The organism is Streptomyces sp. NPDC101152, from assembly GCF_044768275.1.
GTDB lineage: Bacteria > Actinomycetota > Actinomycetes > Streptomycetales > Streptomycetaceae > Streptomyces.
Genome location: NZ_JBIWPO010000001.1, coordinates 186,704 through 210,000 on the forward strand (window position 1 = coordinate 186,704; position 23,297 = coordinate 210,000).

26 protein-coding genes are annotated in these 23,297 nt (G+C 71.5%); 15 read left to right on the forward strand and 11 right to left on the reverse strand.

What is annotated here, in order from left to right:
* Nucleotides 1-84: 84 nt before the first annotated feature.
* Nucleotides 85-1,203, forward strand: coding sequence for a bifunctional succinyldiaminopimelate transaminase/glutamate-prephenate aminotransferase (locus ACIRVK_RS00910; RefSeq protein ID WP_404242564.1), 1,119 nt, complete (start codon nucleotides 85-87; stop codon nucleotides 1,201-1,203).
* A 72-nt stretch (nucleotides 1,204-1,275) separates the two neighbouring features.
* Here the strand turns inward: ACIRVK_RS00910 and ACIRVK_RS00915 are convergent, their stop codons facing one another.
* Both ACIRVK_RS00915 and ACIRVK_RS00920 read right to left on the reverse strand, forming a co-directional pair.
* Nucleotides 1,276-1,725 (reverse strand): ATP-binding protein, encoded by a 450-nt coding sequence (locus ACIRVK_RS00915; RefSeq protein ID WP_404242566.1) that lies wholly within the window; start codon nucleotides 1,723-1,725, stop codon nucleotides 1,276-1,278.
* Nucleotides 1,726-2,010: 285 nt separating this feature from the next.
* The gene (locus ACIRVK_RS00920) at nucleotides 2,011-2,991 is read right to left on the reverse strand and encodes a heavy metal transporter (protein ID WP_404242568.1); all 981 of its coding nucleotides are present in this window, start codon (nucleotides 2,989-2,991) and stop codon (nucleotides 2,011-2,013) included.
* 83 nt (nucleotides 2,992-3,074) lie between these two features.
* On the opposite strand from ACIRVK_RS00920, the gene dapE reads away from it, so the two are divergent.
* Nucleotides 3,075-4,154 (forward strand): succinyl-diaminopimelate desuccinylase, encoded by a 1,080-nt coding sequence (dapE, locus tag ACIRVK_RS00925; protein ID WP_404242570.1) that lies wholly within the window; start codon nucleotides 3,075-3,077, stop codon nucleotides 4,152-4,154.
* Nucleotides 4,155-4,221: 67 nt separating this feature from the next.
* On the forward strand, nucleotides 4,222-4,980 hold the full coding sequence (locus tag ACIRVK_RS00930) for a TIGR00730 family Rossman fold protein (protein ID WP_404242572.1): 759 nt from the start codon (nucleotides 4,222-4,224) through the stop codon (nucleotides 4,978-4,980).
* A 25-nt stretch (nucleotides 4,981-5,005) separates the two neighbouring features.
* Here ACIRVK_RS00930 and folP read toward each other — a convergent pair whose 3' ends face one another.
* Nucleotides 5,006-5,866, reverse strand: a complete 861-nt coding sequence (gene folP, locus ACIRVK_RS00935; RefSeq protein ID WP_404242574.1) for a dihydropteroate synthase — start codon at nucleotides 5,864-5,866, stop codon at nucleotides 5,006-5,008.
* Nucleotides 5,867-6,021: 155 nt separating this feature from the next.
* Between folP and ACIRVK_RS00940 the strand changes: the two genes are divergently transcribed.
* Together ACIRVK_RS00940 and ACIRVK_RS00945 are read left to right on the forward strand one after the other, a co-directional pair.
* On the forward strand, nucleotides 6,022-6,375 hold the full coding sequence (locus tag ACIRVK_RS00940) for a DivIVA domain-containing protein (RefSeq protein WP_404243126.1): 354 nt from the start codon (nucleotides 6,022-6,024) through the stop codon (nucleotides 6,373-6,375).
* A complete protein-coding gene (locus tag ACIRVK_RS00945; protein ID WP_404242576.1) occupies nucleotides 6,372-6,950 on the forward strand; it encodes a DNA-3-methyladenine glycosylase I in 579 nt (192 codons plus the stop codon). Before ACIRVK_RS00940 ends, ACIRVK_RS00945 begins: the two co-directional genes overlap by 4 nt.
* 3 nt (nucleotides 6,951-6,953) lie before the next feature.
* On the opposite strand, the gene ACIRVK_RS00950 is transcribed toward ACIRVK_RS00945, so the two are convergent.
* Nucleotides 6,954-7,757: an enoyl-CoA hydratase/isomerase family protein gene (locus ACIRVK_RS00950; RefSeq protein WP_404242578.1), complete on the reverse strand. Its 804-nt coding sequence runs from the start codon at nucleotides 7,755-7,757 to the stop codon at nucleotides 6,954-6,956.
* Nucleotides 7,758-7,812: 55 nt separating this feature from the next.
* Between ACIRVK_RS00950 and ACIRVK_RS00955 the strand changes: the two genes are divergently transcribed.
* Nucleotides 7,813-7,977: a hypothetical protein gene (locus ACIRVK_RS00955; protein WP_404242580.1), complete on the forward strand. Its 165-nt coding sequence runs from the start codon at nucleotides 7,813-7,815 to the stop codon at nucleotides 7,975-7,977.
* Nucleotides 7,978-8,130: 153 nt separating this feature from the next.
* Nucleotides 8,131-8,298: a DUF3117 domain-containing protein gene (locus ACIRVK_RS00960; protein ID WP_003966491.1), complete on the forward strand. Its 168-nt coding sequence runs from the start codon at nucleotides 8,131-8,133 to the stop codon at nucleotides 8,296-8,298.
* 72 nt (nucleotides 8,299-8,370) lie between these two features.
* On the opposite strand, the gene ACIRVK_RS00965 is transcribed toward ACIRVK_RS00960, so the two are convergent.
* Complete coding sequence (locus tag ACIRVK_RS00965) at nucleotides 8,371-9,069, reverse strand: O-methyltransferase (RefSeq protein WP_404243127.1); 699 nt, start codon at nucleotides 9,067-9,069, stop codon at nucleotides 8,371-8,373.
* A 238-nt stretch (nucleotides 9,070-9,307) separates the two neighbouring features.
* Here ACIRVK_RS00965 and sigE point away from each other — a divergent pair, with 238 nt between their 5' ends.
* The 5 genes from sigE (at nucleotide 9,308) to ACIRVK_RS00990 (ending at nucleotide 14,455) form a co-directional block, all read left to right on the forward strand.
* Nucleotides 9,308-10,012, forward strand: coding sequence for an RNA polymerase sigma factor SigE (sigE, locus tag ACIRVK_RS00970; protein WP_404242581.1), 705 nt, complete (start codon nucleotides 9,308-9,310; stop codon nucleotides 10,010-10,012).
* The gene (locus ACIRVK_RS00975) at nucleotides 10,009-10,977 is read left to right on the forward strand and encodes an anti-sigma factor family protein (protein ID WP_404242583.1); all 969 of its coding nucleotides are present in this window, start codon (nucleotides 10,009-10,011) and stop codon (nucleotides 10,975-10,977) included. The genes sigE and ACIRVK_RS00975 overlap by 4 nt, the downstream gene beginning before the upstream one ends.
* 130 nt (nucleotides 10,978-11,107) lie before the next feature.
* Nucleotides 11,108-12,925, forward strand: coding sequence for a trypsin-like peptidase domain-containing protein (locus ACIRVK_RS00980; protein ID WP_404242585.1), 1,818 nt, complete (start codon nucleotides 11,108-11,110; stop codon nucleotides 12,923-12,925).
* A 199-nt stretch (nucleotides 12,926-13,124) separates the two neighbouring features.
* Nucleotides 13,125-13,586, forward strand: a complete 462-nt coding sequence (locus ACIRVK_RS00985; protein ID WP_404242587.1) for a sec-independent translocase — start codon at nucleotides 13,125-13,127, stop codon at nucleotides 13,584-13,586.
* 203 nt (nucleotides 13,587-13,789) lie between these two features.
* Entirely contained in the window at nucleotides 13,790-14,455 is a 666-nt protein-coding gene (locus ACIRVK_RS00990) for a hypothetical protein (protein ID WP_404242589.1), read from the forward strand.
* A gap of 75 nt (nucleotides 14,456-14,530) precedes the next feature.
* On the opposite strand, the gene ACIRVK_RS00995 is transcribed toward ACIRVK_RS00990, so the two are convergent.
* The 3 genes from ACIRVK_RS00995 to ACIRVK_RS01005 are packed head-to-tail and all read right to left on the reverse strand — an operon-like array spanning nucleotide 14,531 to nucleotide 17,580.
* Complete coding sequence (locus tag ACIRVK_RS00995) at nucleotides 14,531-15,664, reverse strand: Mrp/NBP35 family ATP-binding protein (RefSeq protein WP_404242591.1); 1,134 nt, start codon at nucleotides 15,662-15,664, stop codon at nucleotides 14,531-14,533.
* Between the two features lie 43 nt (nucleotides 15,665-15,707).
* Nucleotides 15,708-16,301: a DUF1003 domain-containing protein gene (locus tag ACIRVK_RS01000; protein ID WP_404242592.1), complete on the reverse strand. Its 594-nt coding sequence runs from the start codon at nucleotides 16,299-16,301 to the stop codon at nucleotides 15,708-15,710.
* The gene (locus ACIRVK_RS01005; protein WP_404242594.1) at nucleotides 16,291-17,580 is read right to left on the reverse strand and encodes a magnesium transporter MgtE N-terminal domain-containing protein; all 1,290 of its coding nucleotides are present in this window, start codon (nucleotides 17,578-17,580) and stop codon (nucleotides 16,291-16,293) included. The genes ACIRVK_RS01000 and ACIRVK_RS01005 overlap by 11 nt, the downstream gene beginning before the upstream one ends.
* Before the next feature lie 199 nt (nucleotides 17,581-17,779).
* Between ACIRVK_RS01005 and ACIRVK_RS01010 the strand changes: the two genes are divergently transcribed.
* Complete coding sequence (locus tag ACIRVK_RS01010; RefSeq protein ID WP_404243129.1) at nucleotides 17,780-18,523, forward strand: hypothetical protein; 744 nt, start codon at nucleotides 17,780-17,782, stop codon at nucleotides 18,521-18,523.
* Between the two features lie 4 nt (nucleotides 18,524-18,527).
* Here the strand turns inward: ACIRVK_RS01010 and ACIRVK_RS01015 are convergent, their stop codons facing one another.
* Complete coding sequence (locus ACIRVK_RS01015; RefSeq protein WP_404242596.1) at nucleotides 18,528-19,040, reverse strand: hypothetical protein; 513 nt, start codon at nucleotides 19,038-19,040, stop codon at nucleotides 18,528-18,530.
* Nucleotides 19,041-19,062: 22 nt separating this feature from the next.
* Nucleotides 19,063-20,178 carry a magnesium and cobalt transport protein CorA gene (locus ACIRVK_RS01020; protein WP_404242598.1) on the reverse strand — a complete coding sequence of 372 codons (1,116 nt, stop codon included), beginning with the start codon at nucleotides 20,176-20,178 and terminating at the stop codon, nucleotides 19,063-19,065.
* A 452-nt stretch (nucleotides 20,179-20,630) separates the two neighbouring features.
* Here ACIRVK_RS01020 and ACIRVK_RS01025 point away from each other — a divergent pair, with 452 nt between their 5' ends.
* On the forward strand, nucleotides 20,631-21,215 hold the full coding sequence (locus tag ACIRVK_RS01025; protein ID WP_404242600.1) for a suppressor of fused domain protein: 585 nt from the start codon (nucleotides 20,631-20,633) through the stop codon (nucleotides 21,213-21,215).
* A 30-nt stretch (nucleotides 21,216-21,245) separates the two neighbouring features.
* On the opposite strand, the gene ACIRVK_RS01030 is transcribed toward ACIRVK_RS01025, so the two are convergent.
* The gene (locus tag ACIRVK_RS01030) at nucleotides 21,246-22,472 is read right to left on the reverse strand and encodes an MFS transporter (RefSeq protein ID WP_404242602.1); all 1,227 of its coding nucleotides are present in this window, start codon (nucleotides 22,470-22,472) and stop codon (nucleotides 21,246-21,248) included.
* 171 nt (nucleotides 22,473-22,643) lie between these two features.
* Here ACIRVK_RS01030 and ACIRVK_RS01035 point away from each other — a divergent pair, with 171 nt between their 5' ends.
* Nucleotides 22,644-23,285, forward strand: a complete 642-nt coding sequence (locus tag ACIRVK_RS01035) for a DUF6758 family protein (RefSeq protein ID WP_404242604.1) — start codon at nucleotides 22,644-22,646, stop codon at nucleotides 23,283-23,285.
* The last annotated feature ends 12 nt before the right edge of the window (nucleotides 23,286-23,297 follow it).

Genomic DNA, 23,297 nt, shown 5'->3' on the forward strand with positions numbered 1-23,297 from the left:
TCGGTCCCGTGCGTCCCGATCACCTCTGATCGCCGCACGGGGCCGGGGCGTTTGCCGTACGACCCGAAAGTGAGCGTCAGACCCGTGTCCGCAGTCTCCGACCGCCTGCCCACCTTCCCCTGGGACAAGCTGGAGCCGTACAAGAAGAAGGCCGCCGCGCACCCGGACGGCATCGTCGACCTCTCCGTCGGCACCCCTGTCGACCCGGTCCCCGACCTGGTCCAGAAGGCCCTCATCGACGCGGCGGACTCTCCGGGCTACCCCACGGTCTGGGGCACGCCGGCCCTGCGTGACGCGATCACCGGGTGGGTCGAGCGCAGGCTCGGCGCCCGCGACGTGACCCACCGCCACGTCCTGCCGGTCGTCGGCTCCAAGGAACTGGTCGCCTGGCTGCCGACCCAGCTGGGCCTCGGCCCCGGCGACCGGGTCGCCTTCCCGCGCCTGGCCTACCCCACCTACGAGGTCGGCGCCCGCCTGGCCCGCGCGGAGTACGAGACCTACGACACCGAGACATTTGCGGCTGACGCCGCGGGGACGACCCTCGACCCCGAGGGCCTGAAGCTCCTCTGGCTCAACTCCCCGTCCAACCCCACCGGCAAGGTCCTCTCCAAGGCCGAGCTGACCCGGATCGTCGCCTGGGCCCGCGAGCACGGCATCCTGCTCTTCTCCGACGAGTGCTACATCGAGCTGGGCTGGGAGGCGGACCCGGTCTCGGTCCTGCACCCGGACGTCAACGGCGGCTCGTACGAGGGCATCGTCGCCGTGCACTCCCTCTCCAAGCGCTCGAACCTGGCGGGCTACCGCGCGGCCTTCCTGGTCGGCGACCCGGCGGTCCTCGCCCCCCTCCTGGAGATCCGCAAGCACGGCGGCATGATGACGCCGGCACCGACCCAGGCGGCGGTGGTGGCGGCCCTGGGCGACGACACGCACGTCCAGGAGCAGCGCGAGCGTTACGCGGCCCGTCGCAGCGCCCTCCGCGAGGCACTTCTGTCCCACGGCTTCCGCATCGAACACAGTGAGGCGAGCCTCTACCTCTGGGCCACCCGGGACGAGTCCTGCTGGGACACGGTCGCCCACCTGGCCGACCGAGGCATCCTGGTGGCCCCGGGCGACTTCTACGGCGAGGCGGGGGAGAGGTTCGTCCGGGTGGCCCTGACGGCGACGGACGAGCGGGTGAGGGCAGCCGTTCAGAGGCTTTCTTGAGGACATGTGAAGCGGCGGGGTCCAGGAGCGCCCTGGACCCCGCCGCCGTACACCGGCACGGCGCAGCTGATGTCAGCCGACCGGCAGCCCCTTCAGAGGCAACGTCTGCGCAGTCGGCACTCCACCCTTGGTGAGCGAGTCCGTCGGCAGCCCACCCTTCGTCGCCGTCTTGGCGGTGTCACCGAGGATCCCGCCGGCCGACCCCGCCGCCTGCCCCGCGGTCTGCTGCGCCGCGGGCGTCGCCTTCTTCACGGCCTGGCCGCTGGTCTGCCCGGCGGCCGGCAGTGCCTTCTCGACCGTCTTGCCACCGGTGCTGCCCGCGGCCTTGGTGACGTTCTGCGTCGCGGCGTCGACGGTGTTGCCGACGTGCGCCCCGTCCAGGGCGGTCAGTCCGCCGAGGTTGGGCGTGGCCGGCAGTTCGGTGGCCGCGCTCGCGGAGCCGGCCGCACCGACCCCGGCAGCCACTCCCGCTGCGGTGAGCAGCGCGGCACGGGCGATCCGGCGGGTCAGAGGGAGGGACATGATGCTCCTGTTGATCGACTGGGTGTTGATCGTCCGGGCTCGGACGCAGTGACTACCGCTCGAGGCCCGCGAAGGTTGCGGCGGCCAAACGTAAAGAGTTGGCAATGCGTCGCATAATCGGCTGCGTACATAAACGGGCAAAAGGTGCCTGGTACGAAAGTGTGCCGAATCCTTACAGCCCTTTGTTCTCAAGGCTTCCGACGGATTCGAGGGTGACGGGGCGAAAACCTGCGCGCAGCACGGGACCCGCGACGCCCCGTTACCCCGCGCGGGTGAAGGCCCGTACTACTGCCCGGTGACGATGCGGACCGCGTCCGCGACCTTCTCCGTCCCGCCCGTCTGCTGGGAGGCGGCCGTGCTCCACCGGCTGTCGGTGTTCCCGGCGCTCCACTCCCGGCCGCCGAAGGACACCCGCTCGATGTGCAGCGCGGTCGCGTTGGCGACGGCCCAGTGCGCCAGCTGCCACCCGCGCTGCCCGGCGGTGCGCCCCCTGGCCGGGCTCTTGCGGACATCGACGGGAACGGTGACCGTGTGCGCACCCGACGTCGGCGTCGGGGACGGCGAGGGCGTCGACGCGTGCCGGCGGCTCACCGCGGCCCCGGCCGGCTGCAGCACGCCCCGCCCGAAGTCCCGGACGAGTGCGGCCCGTACGGCGTCCGGTCCCGTGGCCTGGACGGTGGTGGGGTCGGGGCGGCCCTGGCAGGTCAGGGTGGCCGGCGCGTGCCCGGTGAGCGCGGCGGCGAGCAGCGCGGCGTCCGGCTCGTGCTTGGCGTACGCCTCGGGGAAGCCGCTGCGCTGCACGCGCTGCGCGGCGACGGTGAGCGGGAGGGTCTCGTAGTCGGGCACCTTGGCCAGGTGCTCGTAGAAGACGCCGGCCGCGTACGTCGGGTCCAGGATCTGCTGCTGCGTGCCCCAGCCCTGCGAGGGCCGCTGCTGGAACAGGCCGAGTGAGTCCCGGTCGCCGTGCTCGATGTTGCGCAGCCCCGACTCCTGGATCGAGGTCGCCAGCGCGATCGTCACGGCCCGCTCGGACATCCCGCGCCCGGTGCCGACGGCGGCGATCGTCGCCGCGTTCACCGCCTGCTCCGGGGTGAACTCGTACGCCCGGCCGTCGCCCGTGCCCGAGACGACCTTGCAGCCCGGTCCGTGGCCTCCGGTGACGTACTGCACCACGAGGTAGCCCGCGACGGCGAGCAGGATCACGAGGGCCGCGCCGAAGCGGAGGAGGCGGCCACGGCGTTTGCGGGGGGTAGACGGCTCTGGCACGCCGTACAAGGTAGCGGAGGCCGCTGTGGCTCCTGCTGCGGGTGTGGACAACTGTCGAAGGCCCGCGGGATAGGGTCGACGCCATGGCCGACACCTCGCTTGACCTCACCCTCGACGCGGCCGAGCTCACCGCGCGGCTCGTCGACTTCCCCTCCGAGAGCGGCACCGAGAAGCCCCTCGCCGACGCGATCGAGACCGCCCTGCGTGCCCTGCCGCACCTGACGGTCGACCGGTACGGCAACAACGTGATCGCCCGCACCGCCCTGGGCCGTCCGGAGCGGGTCGTCCTCGCCGGCCACATCGACACGGTGCCGATCGCGGACAACGTCCCCTCCCGGCTGGACGAGGACGGCGTCCTGTGGGGTTGCGGCACCTGCGACATGAAGTCCGGGGTGGCGGTCCAGCTGCGCATCGCGGCCACGGTCCCCGAACCCAACCGGGACCTCACCTTCATCTTCTACGACAACGAAGAGGTCGAGGCCGAGCGCAACGGCCTCAAGCACGTCGCCGAGGCCCACCCCGAGTGGCTGGAGGCCGACTTCGCGGTGCTGCTCGAGCCGTCGGACGGCCAGGTGGAGGGGGGCTGCCAGGGCACGCTCAGGGTGCTGCTGAAGACCAAGGGCGAGCGGGCGCACTCCGCGCGCGGGTGGATGGGGTCCAACGCGATCCACGCGGCCGCCCCGATCCTGGCCCGCCTCGCCTCGTACGAGCCCCGCTACCCGGTGATCGACGGCCTGGAGTACCGCGAGGGCCTGAACGCGGTGCGGATCTCGGGCGGGGTGGCCGGCAACGTCATCCCCGACGAGTGCGTGGTCACGGTCAACTTCCGCTACGCCCCCGACCGCACCGAGGAGGAGGCCGTCGACCACGTCCGCGAGGTGTTCGCGGACTGCGGCGTCGAGGAGTTCGTGATCGACGACCACAGCGGCGGCGCGCTGCCCGGCCTGTCCCACCCGGCCGCGGCGGCCTTCATCGAGGCGGTCGGCGGCACCCCGCAGCCCAAGTACGGCTGGACGGACGTCTCCCGCTTCTCCGCCCTCCGCATCCCAGCGGTCAACTACGGCCCCGGCAACCCGCATCTGGCGCACAAGCGGGACGAACGGGTGGAAACAGCGAAGATCCTCGCCGGTGAGGAACGCCTCCGCGCGTGGCTGACACGCTGAGATCCCCCGTCCGTAACCCGCGTAGACCTACCCTGAGGTGGAAACACCGCAAGCGGAGGGAGCGCACATGGCTACCGGAAACCCCGAGGGCAAGAAGGTGCCGCCGGACGAGCAGCGCCTGGGACCGGTCCTCCGACGGCGGGGCCAGGTGACGGCGAGCACCACGGACCAGCGGCTGCTGGACGCGGGCGGCCCCTCGGACTGGGTCCACACGGACCCCTGGCGCGTGCTGCGCATCCAGTCGGAGTTCATCGAGGGCTTCGGCACGCTCGCCGAACTTCCGCCCGCGATCAGCGTCTTCGGCTCGGCCCGCACGCCCGTCGACTCCCCGGAGTACGAGGCGGGCGTACGGCTGGGCAGCGCGCTGGTTCAGGCCGGGTGGGCGGTCATCACGGGCGGCGGTCCCGGCGCCATGGAGGCGGCCAACAAGGGCGCGTGCGAGGCGGGCGGCACCTCGGTCGGCCTCGGCATCGAGCTCCCCTTCGAACAGGGCCTCAACCCTTACGTCGACATCGGCCTCAACTTCCGCTACTTCTTCGTCCGGAAGATGATGTTCGTCAAGTACGCCCAGGGATTCGTCGTCCTCCCGGGCGGCCTCGGCACCCTGGACGAGCTCTTCGAGGCCCTGACCCTCGTACAGACCCAGAAGGTCACCCGGTTCCCGATCGTCCTGTTCGGCACCGAGTACTGGGGCGGCCTGGTCGACTGGCTCAAGAACACCGTGGTCTCCCAGGGCAAGGCGGCGCAGAGCGACCTCCTGCTGTTCCACGTGACGGACCAGGTGGAGGAGGCGGTCTCGCTGGTCTCGCGGGAGGCGGGCCGCTGACCTTCCGGTTCCGGGGGCCGGCGTCCTACGCCAGCCCCCGGCGGGCCACCGCCGGCGGCCGGTGCCCCGCGATGGACGCCACCATGTCCAGCACCTGCCGCGTCTGAGCCACCTCGTGCACCCGGTACACCCGCGCCCCGAGCCAGGCCGAGACGGCGGTGGTCGCCAGCGTCCCCACCACCCGCTCCTTCACCGGCTTGTCCAGCGTCTCGCCCACGAAGTCCTTGTTGGACAGCGAGACCAGCACAGGCCACCCGGTCTCCACCATCTCCCCGAGCCGCCGCGTCGCCTCCAGACTGTGCCGGGTGTTCTTCGCGAAGTCGTGCCCCGGATCGATCAGCACCGACTCGCGCGGCACCCCGAGCGCCACCGCCCGCTCGGCCAGCCCCACGGTCACCCGCAGGATGTCCGCCATGACGTCGTCGTACGTCACCCGGTGCGGACGCGTCCGTGGCTCGGCGCCCCCCGCGTGCGTGCACACGAGCCCCACCCGGTAGCGCGCCGCGACCTCCGCGAGGGCGGGGTCCACCCCTCCCCACGCGTCGTTCAGCAGGTCGGCCCCCGCCTCGCACACGGCCTGCCCGACCTCGGCCCGCCAGGTGTCCACGCTGATCACGACGTCCGGGAAGCGCCGCCGCACCTCCGCCACGAACCCCACGGTCCGCCGCGCCTCCTCCTCGGCGGTGACCTCCTCGCCCGGGCCCGCCTTCACCCCGCCGACGTCGATGATGGCGGCCCCCTCCGCCACCGCCTGCTCCACGCGCGCGAGGGCCGGCTCGTCGCGGAAGGTCGCCCCCTGGTCGTAGAAGGAGTCGGGGGTCCGGTTCACGATCGCCATGACCACCGGCTCGTGCGCCGGGAACTCGCGCCTGCCCAGCCTGAGCATCCCCTGTGACCTCTCGTAGTACGACCTGCGTGGTACGACCTGCGTGTCCGGGCCTTTCGGCCGCCTGTGACCCTAACTGTCAGCGTCGCATGGCACGATCGGACCCTGACATATTCAGCTTCCTGACATCGAGCTTGGGGACCGCAGCGATGGTTATGTTCTTGTTCCTGGTCGTCGCTCTCGCCGTCGTGGTCGCCGCGGTGACCCTGGCCGTGGTGGGCGGCGGAGAGGGCGAGGGCCCGCTGCCCGAGGTGGCCCCGGAGCGCCTGCAGGACCCCCTGCCGCCGGACCGCCCGCTCGACCGCGCCGACGTCGACGCCCTGCGCTTCCCGCTCGCCGCCCGCGGCTACCGCATGGCGGACGTCGACGACGCCCTGAACCGCCTCGCCGCCGAGCTCGCCGAGCGGGACGCCCGCATCGCCGACCTGGAGTCCGCGCTGGCGGGCGCCCGGGCCGCCGCCCACGTGTCCATCGAGAAGCCGCAGCGCGGCCAGGAGGACCACCAGTGAGCGACGGCACGGCGATCACCGGTCCGGACGGCGCCCTGCGCTGCCCCTGGGCCCTGTCGACCGAGGACTACGTGGCGTACCACGACGAGGAGTGGGGCCGCCCGGTCCACGGCGACGACGCCCTCTACGAACGCCTCAGCCTCGAGGCATTCCAGTCCGGCCTGTCCTGGATCACCATCCTGCGCCGCCGCGCCGGCTTCCGGGCCGCCTTCGCCGACTTCCGGATCGAGAAGGTCGCCGCGTTCACCGAGACCGACCGGGCCCGCCTTCTCACCGACCCCGGCATCATCCGCAACCGGGCCAAGATCGACGCGACGCTCGCCAACGCGCGCGTGCTGGCGCAGTGGACGCCGGGCGAGCTGGACGAGCTGATCTGGTCCCACGCGCCGCAGCCGGGCCCGGCCCCCCTGACCCTGGGCGACGTCCCGGCCGTCACCGAGGAGTCGACGGCCCTGTCCAAGGCACTGAAGAAGAGGGGCCTGCGTTTCGTGGGGCCCACGACGGCGTACGCGCTGATGCAGGCGTGCGGTCTGGTCAACGACCATCTGGCGGCCTGCGCCGTCAGACAGGGCTGATCATCAGCGGCCCAGGTACTTCGGCTTCTCCTTGTTGACGAAGGCCTGCACCGCGATCATGTGGTCGTCGGAGGACCCGGCCCGTGTCTGCAGCTCGTCCTCCTTGTCGAGCGTCTCGTCGAGCGAGTGCGTCAGTCCGTAGGCCGTCGCCTCCTTGATGGCCGCGTAGGCGACCGTCGGCCCCTCGGCGAGCGCCCGCGCCACGTTCTCCGCCTCGGCGCGCAGCTCGCCCGCCGGGACGAGACGGTTGGCGATCCCCAGCTCGTGCGCCTCCTGAGCGGTGACGCTCCGCGGGAACAGCAGCAGGTCGGCGGCGCGACCCGGCCCCACCACCCGCGGCAGCGTCCACGACATCCCCGAGTCCGCGGTCAGGGCGACACCCGCGAACGACGTGTTGAAGGCGGCGGTGTCGGCCACGATCCGGTAGTCCGCCACCAGCGCCAGCCCGAAGCCCGCACCGGCCGCGACCCCGTTCACGCCGGCCACCACGGGCTTCGGCATCCCCGCCAGCGCCCGCACGATCGGGTTGTAGTGCTCGCGCACCGTGCTCATCGTGTGTCCGGACCCCGTCTCGCGGTCCTGCGCCAGCAACCCGACGTGCTCCTTGAGGTCCTGCCCCACACAGAAGGCCCGCTCCCCGGCGGCCGTCAGCAGCACCGCTCGTACGGCGTCGTCGGCCGCCGCCTCCTGGACGGCGTCCCGCAGCGCGACCTTCGTGGCGATGTTCAGCGCGTTCATCGCCTCGGGCCGGTTCAGCGTGATCGTCGCGAGCCCGTCGGACACCTCGTAGAGCACGGTGTCGGCCATGGTCAGTCCCCTCCGTTGGTACGACCGGTCAGTACGTCTCGGTACGAAGGACAGCATGACGGAGATCGCCGTGCGCGCACCGGACCGCACGTGTGACCTGCGTCAAAGAATTCTCACCGGTTTCCGGTCGGCGGATGTCCGGGCGGCGGCGCAGTATCGCAGTCACATCGCCGAATTGGGTGGTTTTGCTCGCGCGCGTTGCCCAAGCGATGCCGACTGATGTTGGTCATCGGGTCCTGAGATGCGGGATAATGGCCTGGAAGCAATGTGTTCGATGCCGGTGTCGCGTGTCCAAGTCCCACGCCTGGACCGCGCGTGCCCTCCCGGGCCGTCGGCCTTTGACGATGAGCTGGTTTCAGGAAGGGGAACGAGCATGGCGGCCATGAAGCCGCGAACGGGTGATGGCCCGCTCGAGGTGACCAAGGAGGGGCGGGGCATCGTCATGCGCGTTCCGCTCGAAGGCGGCGGTCGGCTCGTCGTCGAGTTGACCCCTGACGAGGCCGACGCGCTCGGCGACGCCCTCAAGAAGGTCGTCGGCTGACGCGGAAGCGACCATACCCTTTCGACAACCCCGGCACCCACGCGGTGCCGGGGTTGTTGTCTGTGTGCCTCGTCACCGCTTGACGGCGCACAGCAGGCCGTCGCCCACCGGCAGCAGCGACGGCATCAGTTCCTGGCTCTCCCGCACCGCGCGCAGCAGCTCCCGCAGCCGCAGCACCTCGGTCGGCTGCGGTCCCGAGTCGACCGTCCTGCCGTTGGCGAAGACGCCCTCGAAGACCACCAGGCCCCCCGTACGGAGCAGGCGCAACGATTCAGCGAGGTAGTCCATGACCTCCTGCCGGTCGCCGTCGCAGAAGACCAGGTCGTAGCCGGCGTCCGCGAGGCGCGGCAGCACGTCGAGGGCACGGCCCGGGATGAAGCGGGCGCGGTTGCTGGCGAAACCGGAGGCGCGGAAGGCCTGGCGGGCGAACTGCTGGTGCTCCGGCTCGGGGTCGACGGTGGTCAGCACCCCGTCCGGGCGCATGCCGTGCAGGAGGTGGATACCGGAGACGCCGGTGCCGGTACCGATCTCGGCCACCGCCTTCGCGTCCACCGAGGCGGCCAGCAACCGCAGCGCGGCGCCCGTGCCGGGCGACACCGAGCGCAGCCCCGCCTCACGGGCCCGGTCCCGGGCCCAGCGCACCGCTTCGTCCTCGGCGGCATAGGCGTCGGCGAACGCCCAGCTTGCCTGCCGGTTGCCGGTAATGACCCTCTCCTGTCCCCGTGGTTGCCTGGGCGTGACTGTATCCGTTGGGGCCGGGAACCCGCAGATGGGACCGGGCGTTTAGAGGGTGGGAGACGACGCCGGGGGGACACGGTTGGATCACGACGACGAGCGGGGGCTCGAGGAGCCGCTGACGCGGCGGCACGAGCCGGATCAGCCCCCATCAAATTCTCGTAAAACCGCTTATCCGGTCCTAACGGGCGAGGTGGCTATGGTAGGGGCTCCACTGGACACCACCAGAGATGACAGGGGAGGTGCGGCCGCGCCCAACGGGGACCGGGGTGGAGTGCTCAGGCGCTTCCTCGGATCAGCGGGCAGGCCGAAATCCGTGAACGACACCGCTGCTGACCCCAGCCACGCCGCTGACCACGCCCAGACCGCGACGTTCTCCACCGACGCGGACGGGCAGGCGTGGACTCCGCCCACCTGGGAGGAGATCGTCAGCATGCACAGTGGTCGCGTCTACCGGCTGGCGTACCGCCTCACCGGTAACCAGCACGACGCCGAGGACCTCACCCAGGAGGTCTTCGTCCGCGTCTTCCGCTCCCTGTCGACCTACACGCCGGGCACCTTCGAGGGCTGGCTGCACCGCATCACCACCAACCTGTTCCTGGACATGGTCCGCCGCAAGCAGCGCATCCGATTCGACGCCCTCGGCGAAGACGCGGCCGAGCGGCTGCCCAGTCGCGAGCCCACCCCGCAACAGGCCTTCAACGACGCCCACTTCGACGCGGACGTCCAACAGGCCCTCGACACCCTCGCGCCCGAGTTCCGCGCCGCGGTCGTGCTGTGCGACATCGAGGGACTGTCGTACGAGGAGATCGCCGCGACCCTCGGGGTCAAGCTCGGCACGGTCCGCTCCCGGATCCACCGCGGCCGCTCCCAGCTGCGCAAGGCCCTCGCGCACCGCGCGCCGCAGGCCCGCACCGGCGAGCGCCGCTCCTTCGTGCCACGCGTGGCCGCTCTGGGGGGAGGGGGCGCGACCGCGTGAGTGGATCACGACCCGATCCGGCCGAGCGACGCCTCGCCGAGCAGCATCTGGGAGACCGACTCTCCGCCCTGGTGGACGGAGAGCTCGGTCATGAGACGCGTGAGCGAGTCCTCGCCCACCTGGCGACGTGCGCCAGGTGCAAGGCGGAGGCGGACGCGCAGCGACAGCTGAAGAACGTCTTCGCGGAGGCGGCCCCGCCGCCGCCCTCCGAGAGCTTCCTGGCCCGGCTCCAGGGGCTGCCCGGAGGAGGTGATCCCGACGACGGCGGCTCGCCGTTCGGCGGGGGAGGCTTTCCCGGCGGACTCTCCGGAAGAGGTGGCGCCACCGGAGTCCTCGGGCTGAAGCGCGGCGAACGCTTCGCGTTCGACTACGTCCCCTCCCGTTCGCCCACCGCCCCCGCCCTTCCCGCCTCCGACCGCGGCTTCCGCATCCATGACGTCGGCCGGCCCGACACCGACCGCTCCGCCTCGCGCGGGATGCGGTTCGCGTTCGTCGCCGCCGGTGCGGTCTCGCTCGCCGCGATCGCGCTGGGCGGTGTCACGGCCGGTGCGCCGACGGGACTGGACGCGCGGGCCGGGGCCGACAGCAATGTGACGCCGGCGCGTACGCCGGCGACGGGAGCGGCCACGTCGCCCGAGGGCCAGCGGCGCCGTGGTGTGGGGCCGCTGCTCGCCCAGGGGCAGGGCGGACGCTCGCTCGGGGACACCCCGGTGGCCCCGACCCAGCTGTCCGCACCGCTGCTGCCGGGCGTGCCCAGCCCCGCCACCGGTGACCGGACGATCCACACGCTGACGGCGCCCGTCCTGGCCGGCGCCGCGGTGATGTCCCCGCTCATACGTCCGCTCACCGCCGTCTCGCCGCTGACTCTGACCTCCACCACCGCTCCCGAGGTCAGGACTCCCGGGCTGCTCGCCGCGACCGTCCCCGACCCTACGGCCACGCCCTCCGCCAACGGCTCCCGCTGACCGGCATCTGCGCCTCGGAGCTGGAACCTGGTTGAATCCAAGGTGAACCGTGCCCGCGACGACGAAGCGGGCGCGGAGCCGACGAACCGCGTCCGCGACGGGCTGCGCCGCGGTCAGCTGTGGGGAGCACATGAACCAGGGGAAGCCCACCAGGCCGAAGTGGTGGAACCGGGGGCCCCGGGAGGCCGGCCCCACGGGCGACTTCGAGCTGCAACGCCCGACAGCGCCCACCGCCGACGAACCGCCCTCTCCCGAGGCCCCCACCGAGCCCTCGACCGACTACGAACTGGCTGGCCCTGCGGAGGCGCCGACCGGTGAGTCGGCTGAGTCGGCGGTGCCCCGGGGGTCCGAGGCGGACGGTGACGCTGGGTTGGGTCGGAACGGCGAGGCGGAAAGCTCTACGCCTGCCGAAGGTGCGGAGTCAGCTTCGCCTCCCGTCGATTCCGTGTCCGAGCCTGCGGTCGCATCTCCTGCGCCGGCCCCCGAGTCCGAGACGGGCGGTGACTTCGAGCTGGCTCGTCCTGCGGAGGTGTCCGCCGACCTCGCGGATACCGCTCGGCAGGGTGAGGTGGAAGCCTCCGCGCCCGCGGCCGTGGTTCCGGAAGGGGGGTCGGCCCCCGTCGAGGGGCCCAAGCCCCTGCACGATCCCGATCCCTACAGCACCCCGCCCTACGGCGAACCCGGGCCCTGGGCCCCCGCGCCGCCCGTTCAGCACCCCGCGGCCACGTCGGCACCGCCCGGTGACCCGGCGGCCTCGCCCTGGCAGAACTACGATCCGTGGGCCGCCGTACCCCTCCAGCAGACCGGCACGCCCGTCGACGACGAGGTCAGACGGCGGCGGCGGGTGCGCAGGGCGTTGGTCGGTGGGGCCGTCGGGCTGGCGCTGGTGTCCGGAGGCGTCGGGGGTGTCGTCGGGGCCTATGTCGAGCGGAACGGGGACGCGGGGACCGTGGCCTTGCCGCAGGCCGGGAAGGAGCCGGCGGGGCGGGCGCCGGACAGCGTGGCGGCGATCGCCGCGCGGGCGTTGCCCAGTGTGGTGACCCTGCACGTCAGCGGCGCCAACGAGTCCGGCACCGGCACCGGATTCGTGCTCGACGACCAGGGGCACATCCTCACCAACAACCACGTGGTCCAACCCGCGGGCTCCTCCGGCGACATATCCGTGACCTTCAACGACGGGGACACCGCCAAGGCCACCGTCGTCGGCAGGGACACCGGGTACGACCTGGCGGTGGTCAAGGTCAGCGGGGTGAGCGATCTCAAGCCCATGCCGCTCGGCAACTCCGACAACGTCCAGGTCGGCGACCCGGTCGTCGCCATCGGCGCCCCCTTCGACCTGTCCGGCACCGTCACCTCCGGCATCATCAGCGCCAAGGAACGGCCCATCACCGCTGGCGGCGACAGCTCGGACGGCAGCGACGTGTCGTACGTGGACGCCCTGCAGACCGACGCGCCCATCAACCCCGGCAACTCCGGCGGGCCCCTCCTCGACTCCCACGCCCGGGTCATCGGCATCAACTCCGCCATCCGTTCCGCCGACGGGAGCACGGACTCCGGCACCGGCCAGTCCGGCTCGATAGGCCTCGGCTTCGCGATCCCGGTCAACCAGGCCAAGCGCGTCGCCGAGGAGCTGATCAGCAGTGGCAAGGCGACCCACCCCGTCATCGGCGTCACCCTCGACATGAACTACACCGGCGACGGAGCCCGCGTCGCTCAGAAGGCCGACGGCGGCGGCCCCGCGGTCAGCAAGGCCGGCCCCGGCGACAAGGCCGGCATCGAGGCGGGCGACCTCATCACCGCGGTCGACGGCGAACGCGTCCACTCCGGCGAGGAACTGATCGTCAGGACCCGCGCCCACCGCCCAGGCGACCGTCTGCAGCTGACGGTGGTGCGCGACGGTGTACCGCGAACCGTCACGCTGGTGCTCGGGTCCTCGGGCGGCAGCTGACCGGAACCTCGCGGATCGGCCCGAAACGGTGGCCGTCCAAGGCAAACATCCCGGAAAACCACCACCGGGACGCACGCGGAACGCCCGGGGCGGTACCGGTTCGACGGGATCGCCGGGTACCGTGGATCCGGCCCGGACCACGGAAGACCCGCACCGACCGCTGAGGGCCGAGGACCGAGGACATCGCGAGGAGCTTCAGGTGTTCAATGACATAGGACCGCTCGAGCTGCTGACGATCATCGTGATCGCCGTGCTCGTCTTCGGTCCGGACAAGCTCCCGAAGGTCATCCAGGACGTCATGCGGACGATCCGGAAGATCCGAGAGTTCTCGGAGAGCGCCAAGGCGGACATCCGGCAGGAACTGGGCCCGGAGTTCAAGGACTTCGAGTTCGAGGACCTCCACCCCAAGACGTTCATCCGCAAGCACCTGGACAGCGACGAACTGGGGCTCAAGGAGATCCGCAACGGCTTCGACCTGAAGAAGGAGATGGCCGAGGTCACGGAGGCCGTCCAGACCTACGACACCGACGCCTCGTCCTCCTCGTCCGCCACTCCCTCCGCAGGCCCGTCCGGCCCGTCCGGTTCCTCCGGCGGCCGCGTCGACATGACCAAGAAGCCCGAGGAGGACGGCCGCCCGCCCTTCGACGCGGACGCCACCTGAGTCGTACCGCGTGACGCGTTTCATACGCTGTCGCGCCCTCCGACGGCCTGAACCCGCGCTTCTGTGTGACCCACGCGCCGGGAGGTTTCCCGGCTGCCCGGAGCGGGGTGGCTATGCTGCCGAGTTGATGTGCGGACCGGACGAGTCAGCCCGAAGGGGGGCGGGCCGCTCCGGTTCGACGAGAGCGAGGAGGCGTCCGGGCAATGGAGACGACGAGTCGGGCAGTCGCGCAGGCGTCGGCCGCGGAGGGCGGACAACAGGTCCCCTCCGCCCGGCGCACGGTCGACGGCTACCTGCAGGCGCCCTTCCCGTGGTACGGCCTCGACGAGGCCTTCACGGGGCCGCGCTGGCTGATGCAGGTCGGGACGGCGGCCGACGGGGCCGTCGAGCACGGGTCGATCGGGCACGGCGACGAGCCCTCGGTCAAGAACGAGGCCGGCTCCACCGGTGAGCCGCGGGAGAAGTTCGCGGTGGTGGTGACCGTCGCCGCGAACCCGTCCCGGCGCAGCGCCGACGGCACGGGGCTGCTCGAGGCCACGTCGGTCTCCTCGGCGGCGTGGCTGGCGGGGGTGGGCCTGCTGTCGTTCACCTGGCCCGGCCAGATGGACCACAGCCTGCGCGACGACTGGCTGGAGCAGCAGACGGAGACGGCGTGGGCGCTGGCCGACGACCTCGAGGGCCCCGAGTGGTCGACGCTCTCGCTGCCCGTGGACGGCGTGCCCACGCCCTTCCACTACCGGGAGTCCGAGTTCGGCTGGGTGCTCGCCGGATCCACCCAGGAAGGGGTGCACGTGGGGGCGTACGGGAGAGGGATGAGCGCGTACGGACTCGGCTTCGCCATGATCAAGGACATCGGCACCTACGCGTAGGCGGCGCGGGCACGACGAAGGGGCACCATCCCGCCGGATGGCGCCCCGCGGTCGTACCCCGTGGTCGTACGAAGGCTAGAACTTGTTCTTCGGGGTGATCCCCAGGGACAGCCCCGAAAGGCCCCGCTGGCGGCCTCCCAGCTTCCCCGCGATCGCCTTCAGGGCCGCGCCCGCCGGGCTGTCCGGGTCGCTCAGCACCACCGGCTTGCCCTCGTCGCCGCCCTCGCGGAGGCGGACGTCGATCGGGATGGAGCCGAGGACGGGGACCGTCGCGCCCGTCGTGCGGGTGAGGCCGTCGGCGACCGTCTGGCCGCCGCCCGTGCCGAAGACGTCGACCATCTCGCCGCAGTGCGGGCAGGGCAGCCCGGACATGTTCTCGACCACGCCGACGATCTTCTGGTGGGTCTGCACGGCGATGGAGCCCGCGCGCTCGGCGACCTCGGCCGCCGCCTGCTGAGGCGTCGTCACGACCAGGATCTCGGCGTTCGGGACCAGTTGGGCGACGGAGATGGCGATGTCGCCGGTGCCCGGCGGCAGGTCCAGGAGCAGGACGTCCAGGTCGCCCCAGTACACGTCCGCGAGGAACTGCTGCAGCGCCCGGTGCAGCATCGGGCCGCGCCACACCACCGGCGCGTTCCCCTGGATGAACATGCCGATGGAGATGACCTTCACGCCGTTCGCCGACGGCGGCATGATCATGTTCTCGACCTGGGTCGGACGGCCGTCCGCGCCCAGCATGCGCGGCACGCTGTGCCCGTAGATGTCGGCGTCGACCACGCCCACCTTCAGGCCGTCGGCGGCCATCGCGGCCGCCAGGTTCACCGTCACCGAGGACTTGCCGACGCCGCCCTTGCCGGAGGCGACGGCGTAGACGCGGGTGAGGGAGCCGGGCTTGGCGAAGGGGACCTCGCGCTCGGTCTGGCCGCCGCGCAACGCGTTGGCCAGCTCCTTGCGCTGCTCGTCGCTCATCACGTCCAGGGAGACGTCGACGCGGGTGACGCCCTCGACCCGGGAGACCGCCTCGGTCACCCGCTGTGTGATGGTCTCGCGCATCGGGCAGCCGGAGACCGTCAGGTACACGGTGACCGCGACCGCCCCGTCCGCGCCGATGTCGACCGACTTGACCATCCCGAGCTCGGTGATGGGGCGGTTGATCTCGGGGTCGTTCACCGTCGCCAGTGCCTCGCGCACCGCGTCTTCGCTAGCCATACAGACGATGGTACGGCTCGGTAGCCTGGCCCCGGTAAGCCCGTCACCGGTCGTCTACGTCACGTCCCCGCGACCGTTCTGCCGGGAATACGGTGTGTTCGTGGTGGCCGTCCGTGCGGTGCTCCAGCTCCTTCATCAGGTCCTGCAGCTCGGAGCGGATCCAGTCGCGGGTGGCGACCTCGCCGAGGCCGATGCGCAGGGCGGCGATCTCCCGGGTCAGGTACTCGGTGTCCGCGATGGACCGCTCGTTCTGCTTGCGGTCCTGCTCGAGGTTGACCCGGTCGCGGTCGTCCTGTCTGTTCTGCGCGAGCAGGATCAGCGGGGCCGCGTAGGAGGCCTGCAGGGACAGCATCAGGGTCAGGAAGATGAACGGGTAGTTGTCGAAGCGCAGGTTGTGCGGCGCGGACACGTTCCACACCACCCACAGCACGATGACGACCGTCATCCAGACGATGAACCTGCCGGTGCCCAGGAAGCGGGCGATGCGCTCCGAGAGGCGTCCGAAGGCCTCCGGGTCCCACTCGGGCAGCAGCCGGCGGCGCGGCGCGCGCGGCTGGTCGAGACGGACACGCGTGCGCGTGGTCGCCGTCGCGCCCGCCGGGGTCCGCTCGCGCGTGCTCTCGCGCTCAGGCGTCATGAGCGGCCACCCCCTCGTCCTCGTCCAGGTGGAACTCGGTCTCCCGCCAGTCCTCGGGCAGCATGTGGTCCAGCACGTCGTCCACGGTCACCGCGCCGAGCAGCGACCCGGACTCGTCGACCACGGGCGCCGCCACCATGTCGTACGTCGCGAAGAACCCGGCGACCACCGGCAGCGCGGCCTCCGGGTCGAGGGGCTGCAGGGCGTCGTCGATGATCGAGCTGACCAGCGTGTACGGGGGGTCGCGCAGCAGGCGCTGGAAGTGGACCGTGCCGAGGTACTTGCCGGTCGGTGTCTCGTCGGGCGGGCGGCAGACGTAGACCTGGGCGGCGAGGGCGGGGGAGAGGTCGGCGTTGCGCACGCGCGCGAGGGCGTCGGCGACGGTGGCGTCCGGCCGCAGCACGATCGGCTCGGTGGTCATCAGACCGCCCGCCGTGTGCTCCTCGTACGACATCAGGCGCCGCATGTCGGCCGCGTCGGAGGGCTGCATCAGGCTCAGCAGCCGCTCCTTGTCCTCCTCGGGGAGTTCGGAGAGCAGGTCGGCCGCGTCATCCGGGTCCATGGCCTCCAGGACGTCGGCGGCGCGCTCCTCCTTCAGCTTGCCGAGGATCTCGATCTGGTCGTCCTCCGGGAGCTCCTCGAGGACGTCGGCGAGCCGGTCGTCGTCGAGGGCGGCGGCCACCTCCGCGCGCCGCTTGGGGGAGAGGTGGTGCAGGACGTTCGCCAGGTCCGCGGGGCGCAGCTGCTCGAAGGTGGCCAGGAGGCTCTCGGCGCCCTGCCCGTGCTCCTCCAGGGAGAAGCCGGTCACGGCGGACCACTCCACGGTCAGTTGCTCGCCCCTGGCCCGCCGGAAGGCGCCGCCCTTCCTGCCCTTGCGGACGAAGACACGGTCCACCTCCCACTCCCTGCGGGCCGGCAGCTGCTGCACCGCCATGTCGAGGACGGTGACCTCCTCGCCGGTCTCGACGAGCGTGACCCGGCGGTCCAGGAGCTCGCCGAAGGCCAGCCGCTCGGTGGGGCGTTGCTCGAAGCGGCGGACGTTGAGCACTCCGGTGGCGATGACCTGGCCGGACTCGATGCTGGTCACCCGGGTCATCTGCAGGAAGATGCGGCGGCGGGTGGGCAGTTCGACGACGAGGCCGAGGACGCGCGGGGGCCGGCGGCCGACGCGCAGCATGACGACCAGGTCGCGCACGCGGCCCACCTGGTCGCCGTTGGGATCGAAGACGGGGACGCCGGCGAGGTGCGAGACGAAGATCCGGGGGGCGGCGCCTGCCATGGTCGTGCTTCCTTTTCGTGCGGGGTTCGTTGTGCGGTGCTCTTCCGAATTGCCCGCTCGGGTGGGCTTCAGGCTAGCCCGTCCCGATCGGATACGCCCTGGTGACGGGTCCGGACGGTCCGGCTCCGCCGGGGGGCGCCGGCCCCTGTAGGGTGCCGAGCACCGTTCAGGACAGCCGTTCAGAAAGGCAGCCGTGTCTGTGACTGCGAGGTCCGTGGGCCGTACTCGTGGGGCGGTGCTCACCGGCGCCGTGTGGGCGCTGGTCGTGACGGGGACGGGGGTCCTGACCGGGTGCAGCGAGAACCCCGACGCGGGCACCAACGGGGTCGGCAAGCTGCCGGCCGCCACCATCCAGTCGAAGACGCGGGCGGCCGCCGCGTCCGCGGGCGCCGTGCGCCTCGCCGGAAACGTCGTCACCAACGGGCGCACGTACACCCTGGACATGCGGTTGAAGTCCGGCGGTGCCACCGGCTCGGTCACCTCCAAGGGGGAGGCCTTCGGGCTGCTGCGGATCGGCGAGCGGCTGTACCTGAAGGCGGACGCGGGCTTCTGGAACCACGCCGACGGGCACGCGGACACCTCCGCGGCGGGCAAGCTCGACGGCAAGTACGTGAAGGTGCCGCAGGGCGACCCCTCGTACAGGAAGTTCAGCGGCTTCACGGACAAGGACGTCCTCCTCGGGGGACTGCTGACGCTGCACGGCTCGCTCGCGACCGACGGGCACCACGAGCAGGCGGGTACCCGCACCATCCGCATCACGGGTGACAAGGGCTCAGGAGGCACGCTGGACGTGTCCCTGGAGGGCGAGCCGTATCCGCTGCGTCTGCAGCGGGCGGGCGGCGCGGGGACGCTGACCTTCTCGGCGTGGGACAAGGACTTCGCCCTGACCGAACCGCAGAAGGACGAGACCGTGGACTACGGCAGGCAGCTGCCGGCGTCCTGATGCCTCACCGGTGTCGTTTCCTCTTCACGAGCAGCCGGTGCAGCCCCGCGGGGACCGGCTGACGGGTCGTCGCCGGCGTCGGCACGGGTGCCTCGGCCAGGCTGTCCTCGGGCAACGGCGTTGTCGCCCCGGTCGGTTCGAGGCGCAGCACCCGGCACTCGCGGGCCCACCGCCCGGTCATCGCCTCGCCGTCGGGCGCGTTGAGCCGCTTGCCCTTCAGCTCGGCCACCGTCGCCTCCCAGGCCTCGGAACCCGACGCCAGCTCGACGACCCTCGCCTGCCAGGAGACCAGCCGGCCTCCCCGGTCCTTGCTGCGCACCGTGACCTCGGCCATGTCGCCGTCGGCCAGCCCCGTCAGCGGCTGCTCGCCCGGCCCGTCGCCGACGACACACGCGGCCCCCTCGTGCCACACGTGCCACAGCGCCCGGACGGGCACGCCCCGGCCCTTGACCCAGACGAGCCCGGACTTCTTCGTGGCCTCCTCGACGAGGGCCTGCTCGAGCAGCTCGCTTGTCATGGGCTCAGCCTAACCAGGCCGCTCACAGCCAGCCGTTGCGCTTCAGCGCCCGGTGGATGCCGACGCAGAGGAGGACCGTCAGGCCGAGGACGGTCGGGTAGCCGTAGCGCCAGTGCAGTTCGGGCATGTTGTCGAAGTTCATGCCGTAGACACCGGTCACCATCGTCGGTACGGCGATGATGGCGGCCCAGGCGGTGATCTTCCGCATGTCCTCGTTCTGCGCCACGGACGCCTGCGCGAGGTTGGCCTGGAGGATCGAGTTGAGCAGCTCGTCGAAGCCGACGACCTGCTCCTGGACGCGGGTGAGGTGGTCGGCGACGTCCCGGAAGTACTTCTGGATGTCGGGGTCGACCAGCAGCATCGGCCGTTCGCTCAGCAGCTGCAGCGGACGCAGCAGCGGCGCCACCGCCCGCTTGAACTCCAGTACCTCGCGCTTGATCTGGTAGATCCGCGCCGAGTCGACACCGCGCGCGACCCCGCCGCGGCCCGGCGAGAAGACCTCGGTCTCCACCGCGTCGATGTCGTCCTGCATCGCGTCGGCGACCGCGAGATAGCCGTCCACGACATGGTCGGCGATGGCGTGCAGGACGGCCGAGGGGCCCTTGGCGAGCAGTTCGGGGTCGTCCTGCAGACGGTGCCTGAGGGCGCGCAGCGAGCCCTGGCCGCCGTGCCGGACGGTGATGAAGAAGTCCCGGCCGGTGAAGCACATGACCTCGCCGGTCTCGACGATCTCGCTGTTGGCGGTGAGTTCGTCGTGCTCGACGTAGTGGATCGTCTTGAAGACGGTGAACAGCGAGTCGTCGTAGCGCTCCAGCTTGGGCCGCTGGTGGGCCTGGACGGCGTCCTCGACGGCCAGCGGGTGCAGCCCGAACTCGCTCGCGATACCGGAGAACTCGGCCTCGGTCGGCTCGTGCAGCCCGATCCACACGAAGCCCCCGTCGCGGCGCACCTGACGCATCGCCTCGTGCGGGGCGAGCGGCTGGGGCGTCTGGACGCGGGCCCCGTCGCGGTAGACGGCGCAGTCGACGACGGCGGAGGGGGTCCGGGGGTCGCGCGTCGTGTCGTACCCGGCGGTGTCCGTGCGCGGCGAGACGCGGGACGGGCGGACCGCTGCGCGCAGGTCACGGATCATCGACATGGCGGGCTCCTTCGTGACGGGCAGCGAAAGGCGCCGACGACGGGTGGAACTGCCCGGAATGGGGACGTCCTGACGGCATGTGCTCGGCACGTCCACAAAGCGGGGAGCACCGCACCGTCGCGGTGGCGGGCTTCGCTACTGATTCAGATCAGACAGATCAGGCAGAACGAAACGAAGTGCTCTTCCGCGTGAAGACGTGAGCGTGAAAGGCGGGGGCAGCCCAGGCCGGATCAGGCGGGTCAGCGGCGGGAAGAGCGAGCGGTACTGCACGGGTGACTTCGATCCATGACAGCCCCACCTCCTCCGGCCGGTCCCCCGTAAGGGAGTCTCCATGGCGTCGGGACCCGATCGACGCTCCCGCGTGCTGCCTCGACGACCGGGCCAGAGTACCAGCCACCCCATCTGTCAAGGTCCCTGCTTTGCCTGGTCCCGGCGAGTTCTATGCTCGCCGCATGGTTGATGTTCTTCCTCTGGTCGAGGCGAGGCTGCGCACCGCGCTGGGCGAACCGGACGCCCGCGCGGCGGTCACGTTCCTGGGCGCCGACCCCATCGAGGTGCTCCGCTTCCGCGAGGACGACATCGTCCGCTACGCCACGCTCGGCATGTCCGCGCAGCCCATGGGCGACCCCACGGCGATGGTCGCCGACCCCGTCAAGGGCCCCCGCGCCGAACTGGTCCTCTCGGTACGGGCGGGCCTCGCCGACACCGACAAGGCGCTGCGCCCGCTCGCGGTGCTCGCCGCGTCCCCGCAGGTCGAGGGGGTGATCGTGGCCCCGGGCGCCTCGCTCGACGTCGGCGGCCCGCTGTGGCCGTCGGCCCCGTTCAGCTCCGTCCTCGTCGCCGAGCCGGGCGGTCTGGTCGAGGACCTCGACCTGGACGAGCCCCTCGACCCGGTCCGCTTCCTGCCGCTGCTCCCGATGACCCCCAACGAGGCCGCCTGGAAGCGCGTCCACGGCGCCCAGGCCCTCCAGGAGCGCTGGCTGACGCACGGGACGGACCTCAGGGATCCGTCCCGCGCGTCCGTCTCCCTGGCGTGAGCAAGCTCACCAACGGGAGGCTCGTTTCCATCAGTTGGCGAAGACGGTGACACCGTCCTCGGCCGCGTGCTTCGGCTCCAGTTCTTCCGCCTCGTGAATGAGGGAGTTCCGGCGGACCAGGACCACGAGCGCGCCCAGCGCGGCGGTGGCCGCCGCGACCACGAACGGGATGCGGATGTCGGTCCACTCCTCGATCTTCGGCGCGAAGTAGGGAGCCGCGGCCGCCGCGAACCAGCGCACGAAGTTGTAGCCCGCGCTCGCCACCGGGCGCGGGGCGTCCGACACGCCGAGCGCCAGTTCCGTGTACACCGTGTTGTTCACGCCGATGAAGGCACCGGACAGGACGGTGCAGACGACGGCGGCGGTGTGGTCGCCGTACCCGAGGACGAGCACGTCGGCCGCCAGCAGGACCAGCGAGCCGCCGAGCACCTTCAGCGAGCCGAACCGTGCCTGCAGACGCGGCGCCACGATCACCGAGAAGACGGCGAGCAGCACGCCCCAGCAGAAGAACACGGCACCCGACTTGTACGGCGTCATGTTCAGCACGAACGGGGTGAAGGCCAGCACGGTGAAGAACGTGTAGTTGTAGAAGAACGCCGAGACGGCCGCCGAGGCCAGGCCCCCGTGCCCGAGCGCCTTGATCGGGTCGAGCAGGGAGGTCTTCCGGGCGGGCTTCGGCTGCTCCTTCAGGAACGCCGTGATGCACAGGAACCCGACCGCCATCAGGAACGCGGTGCCGAAGAACGGGTAGCGCCAGCTCTGGTTGCCGAGCAGTGCGCCCAGCAGCGGGCCGCAGGCCATGCCGAGGCCCAGGGCCGACTCGTACAGCAGGATCGCCGCGGCGCTGCCGCCCGCCGCCGCGCCGACGATGACCGCGAGGGCCGTCGACACGAACAGGGCGTTGCCCAGGCCCCAGCCGGCGCGGAAGCCGACGAGTTCGGCGACCGAGTTCGAGGTGCCGGCGAGGCCCGCGAAGACGACGACGAAGGCGAGGCCGAGCAACAGGGTCCGGCGGCCGCCGATCCGGCTGGAGACGAAGCCGGTGACCAGCATCGCCACGGCCGTGATCAGGAAGTACGAGGTGAAGAGCAGGGAGACCTGGCCGGCGGTGGCGTTCAGGCCCTTGGCGATGGAGGGCAGGATCGGGTCGACGAGTCCGATGCCCATGAAGGCCACGACGGACGCGCCGGCCGTCGCCCACACGGCCTTCGGCTGCCGCAGGATGCCGCCCGCTCCCGCGTCGAAGGGGTCGTCCATGCTTCCTCCACTCTCTCGAGCCTGTTAGTTGCTATATACACATACTAGGTTAGGGTGCCTAATTAATGCAAGTCGCATCTAGTTTTCCCTGGTGGCGGTTCCGGTGCAGGTTCCGTCCGGTCGGGTGATCGTCCTTGACGTGAGGGGGCCGGGGTAGGACCGTGGGGCCCTATGAGGGGCGAACCCAGTTGCCCGAAGTGTGGTGGCCGGGTCAGGGCTCCCGGACTCTTCGCCGATTCGTGGCAGTGCGATGAGCACGGCACCGTGCATCCGGTGCAGCCCGTGGTCCCGCCCAGCGTCGAGGCCCTCAGTGTCGTGGTGCACCGCACCAAGGTGCCCGTGTGGATGCCGTGGCCCCTGCCGGTCGGCTGGCTGTTCACCGGCGTGGCCTGCGCGGGCGACGACCGGCACGGCGGCCGCGCCACCGCGGTGGCCTGCTCGGGGCCGGGACCGCTCGGGGGCATAGGGGAGCTGATCCTGGTCGCCGAGGAACTCGGCGTCGGCCTCGGCGCGCGGTACGCGGGGGTCGCCGGCCCGGACCCGGGGCCGTACCTGAGCGTCGAGAAACCGCCCCAGGCCAAAGTCCTGGCGGGCGGCCGCCCGACCCCGCTCTGGCATGTCGCCACCACCCCGGACGACCGCGCGGTGTTCGCGGGCGAGGCCCGCGGACTGTGGCTGTGGGCCGTGGTCTGGCCCGAGCAGTCCGGCCTGCTGATGTACGACGAACTGGTGCTGACGGATCTGCGCGACGCCGGGGCGGAAGTGGAACTGGTCCCCTGCGGTGCGTTGTCGCCGCGCTTGCTTGAGCCGTAGGGGTCACCGGGC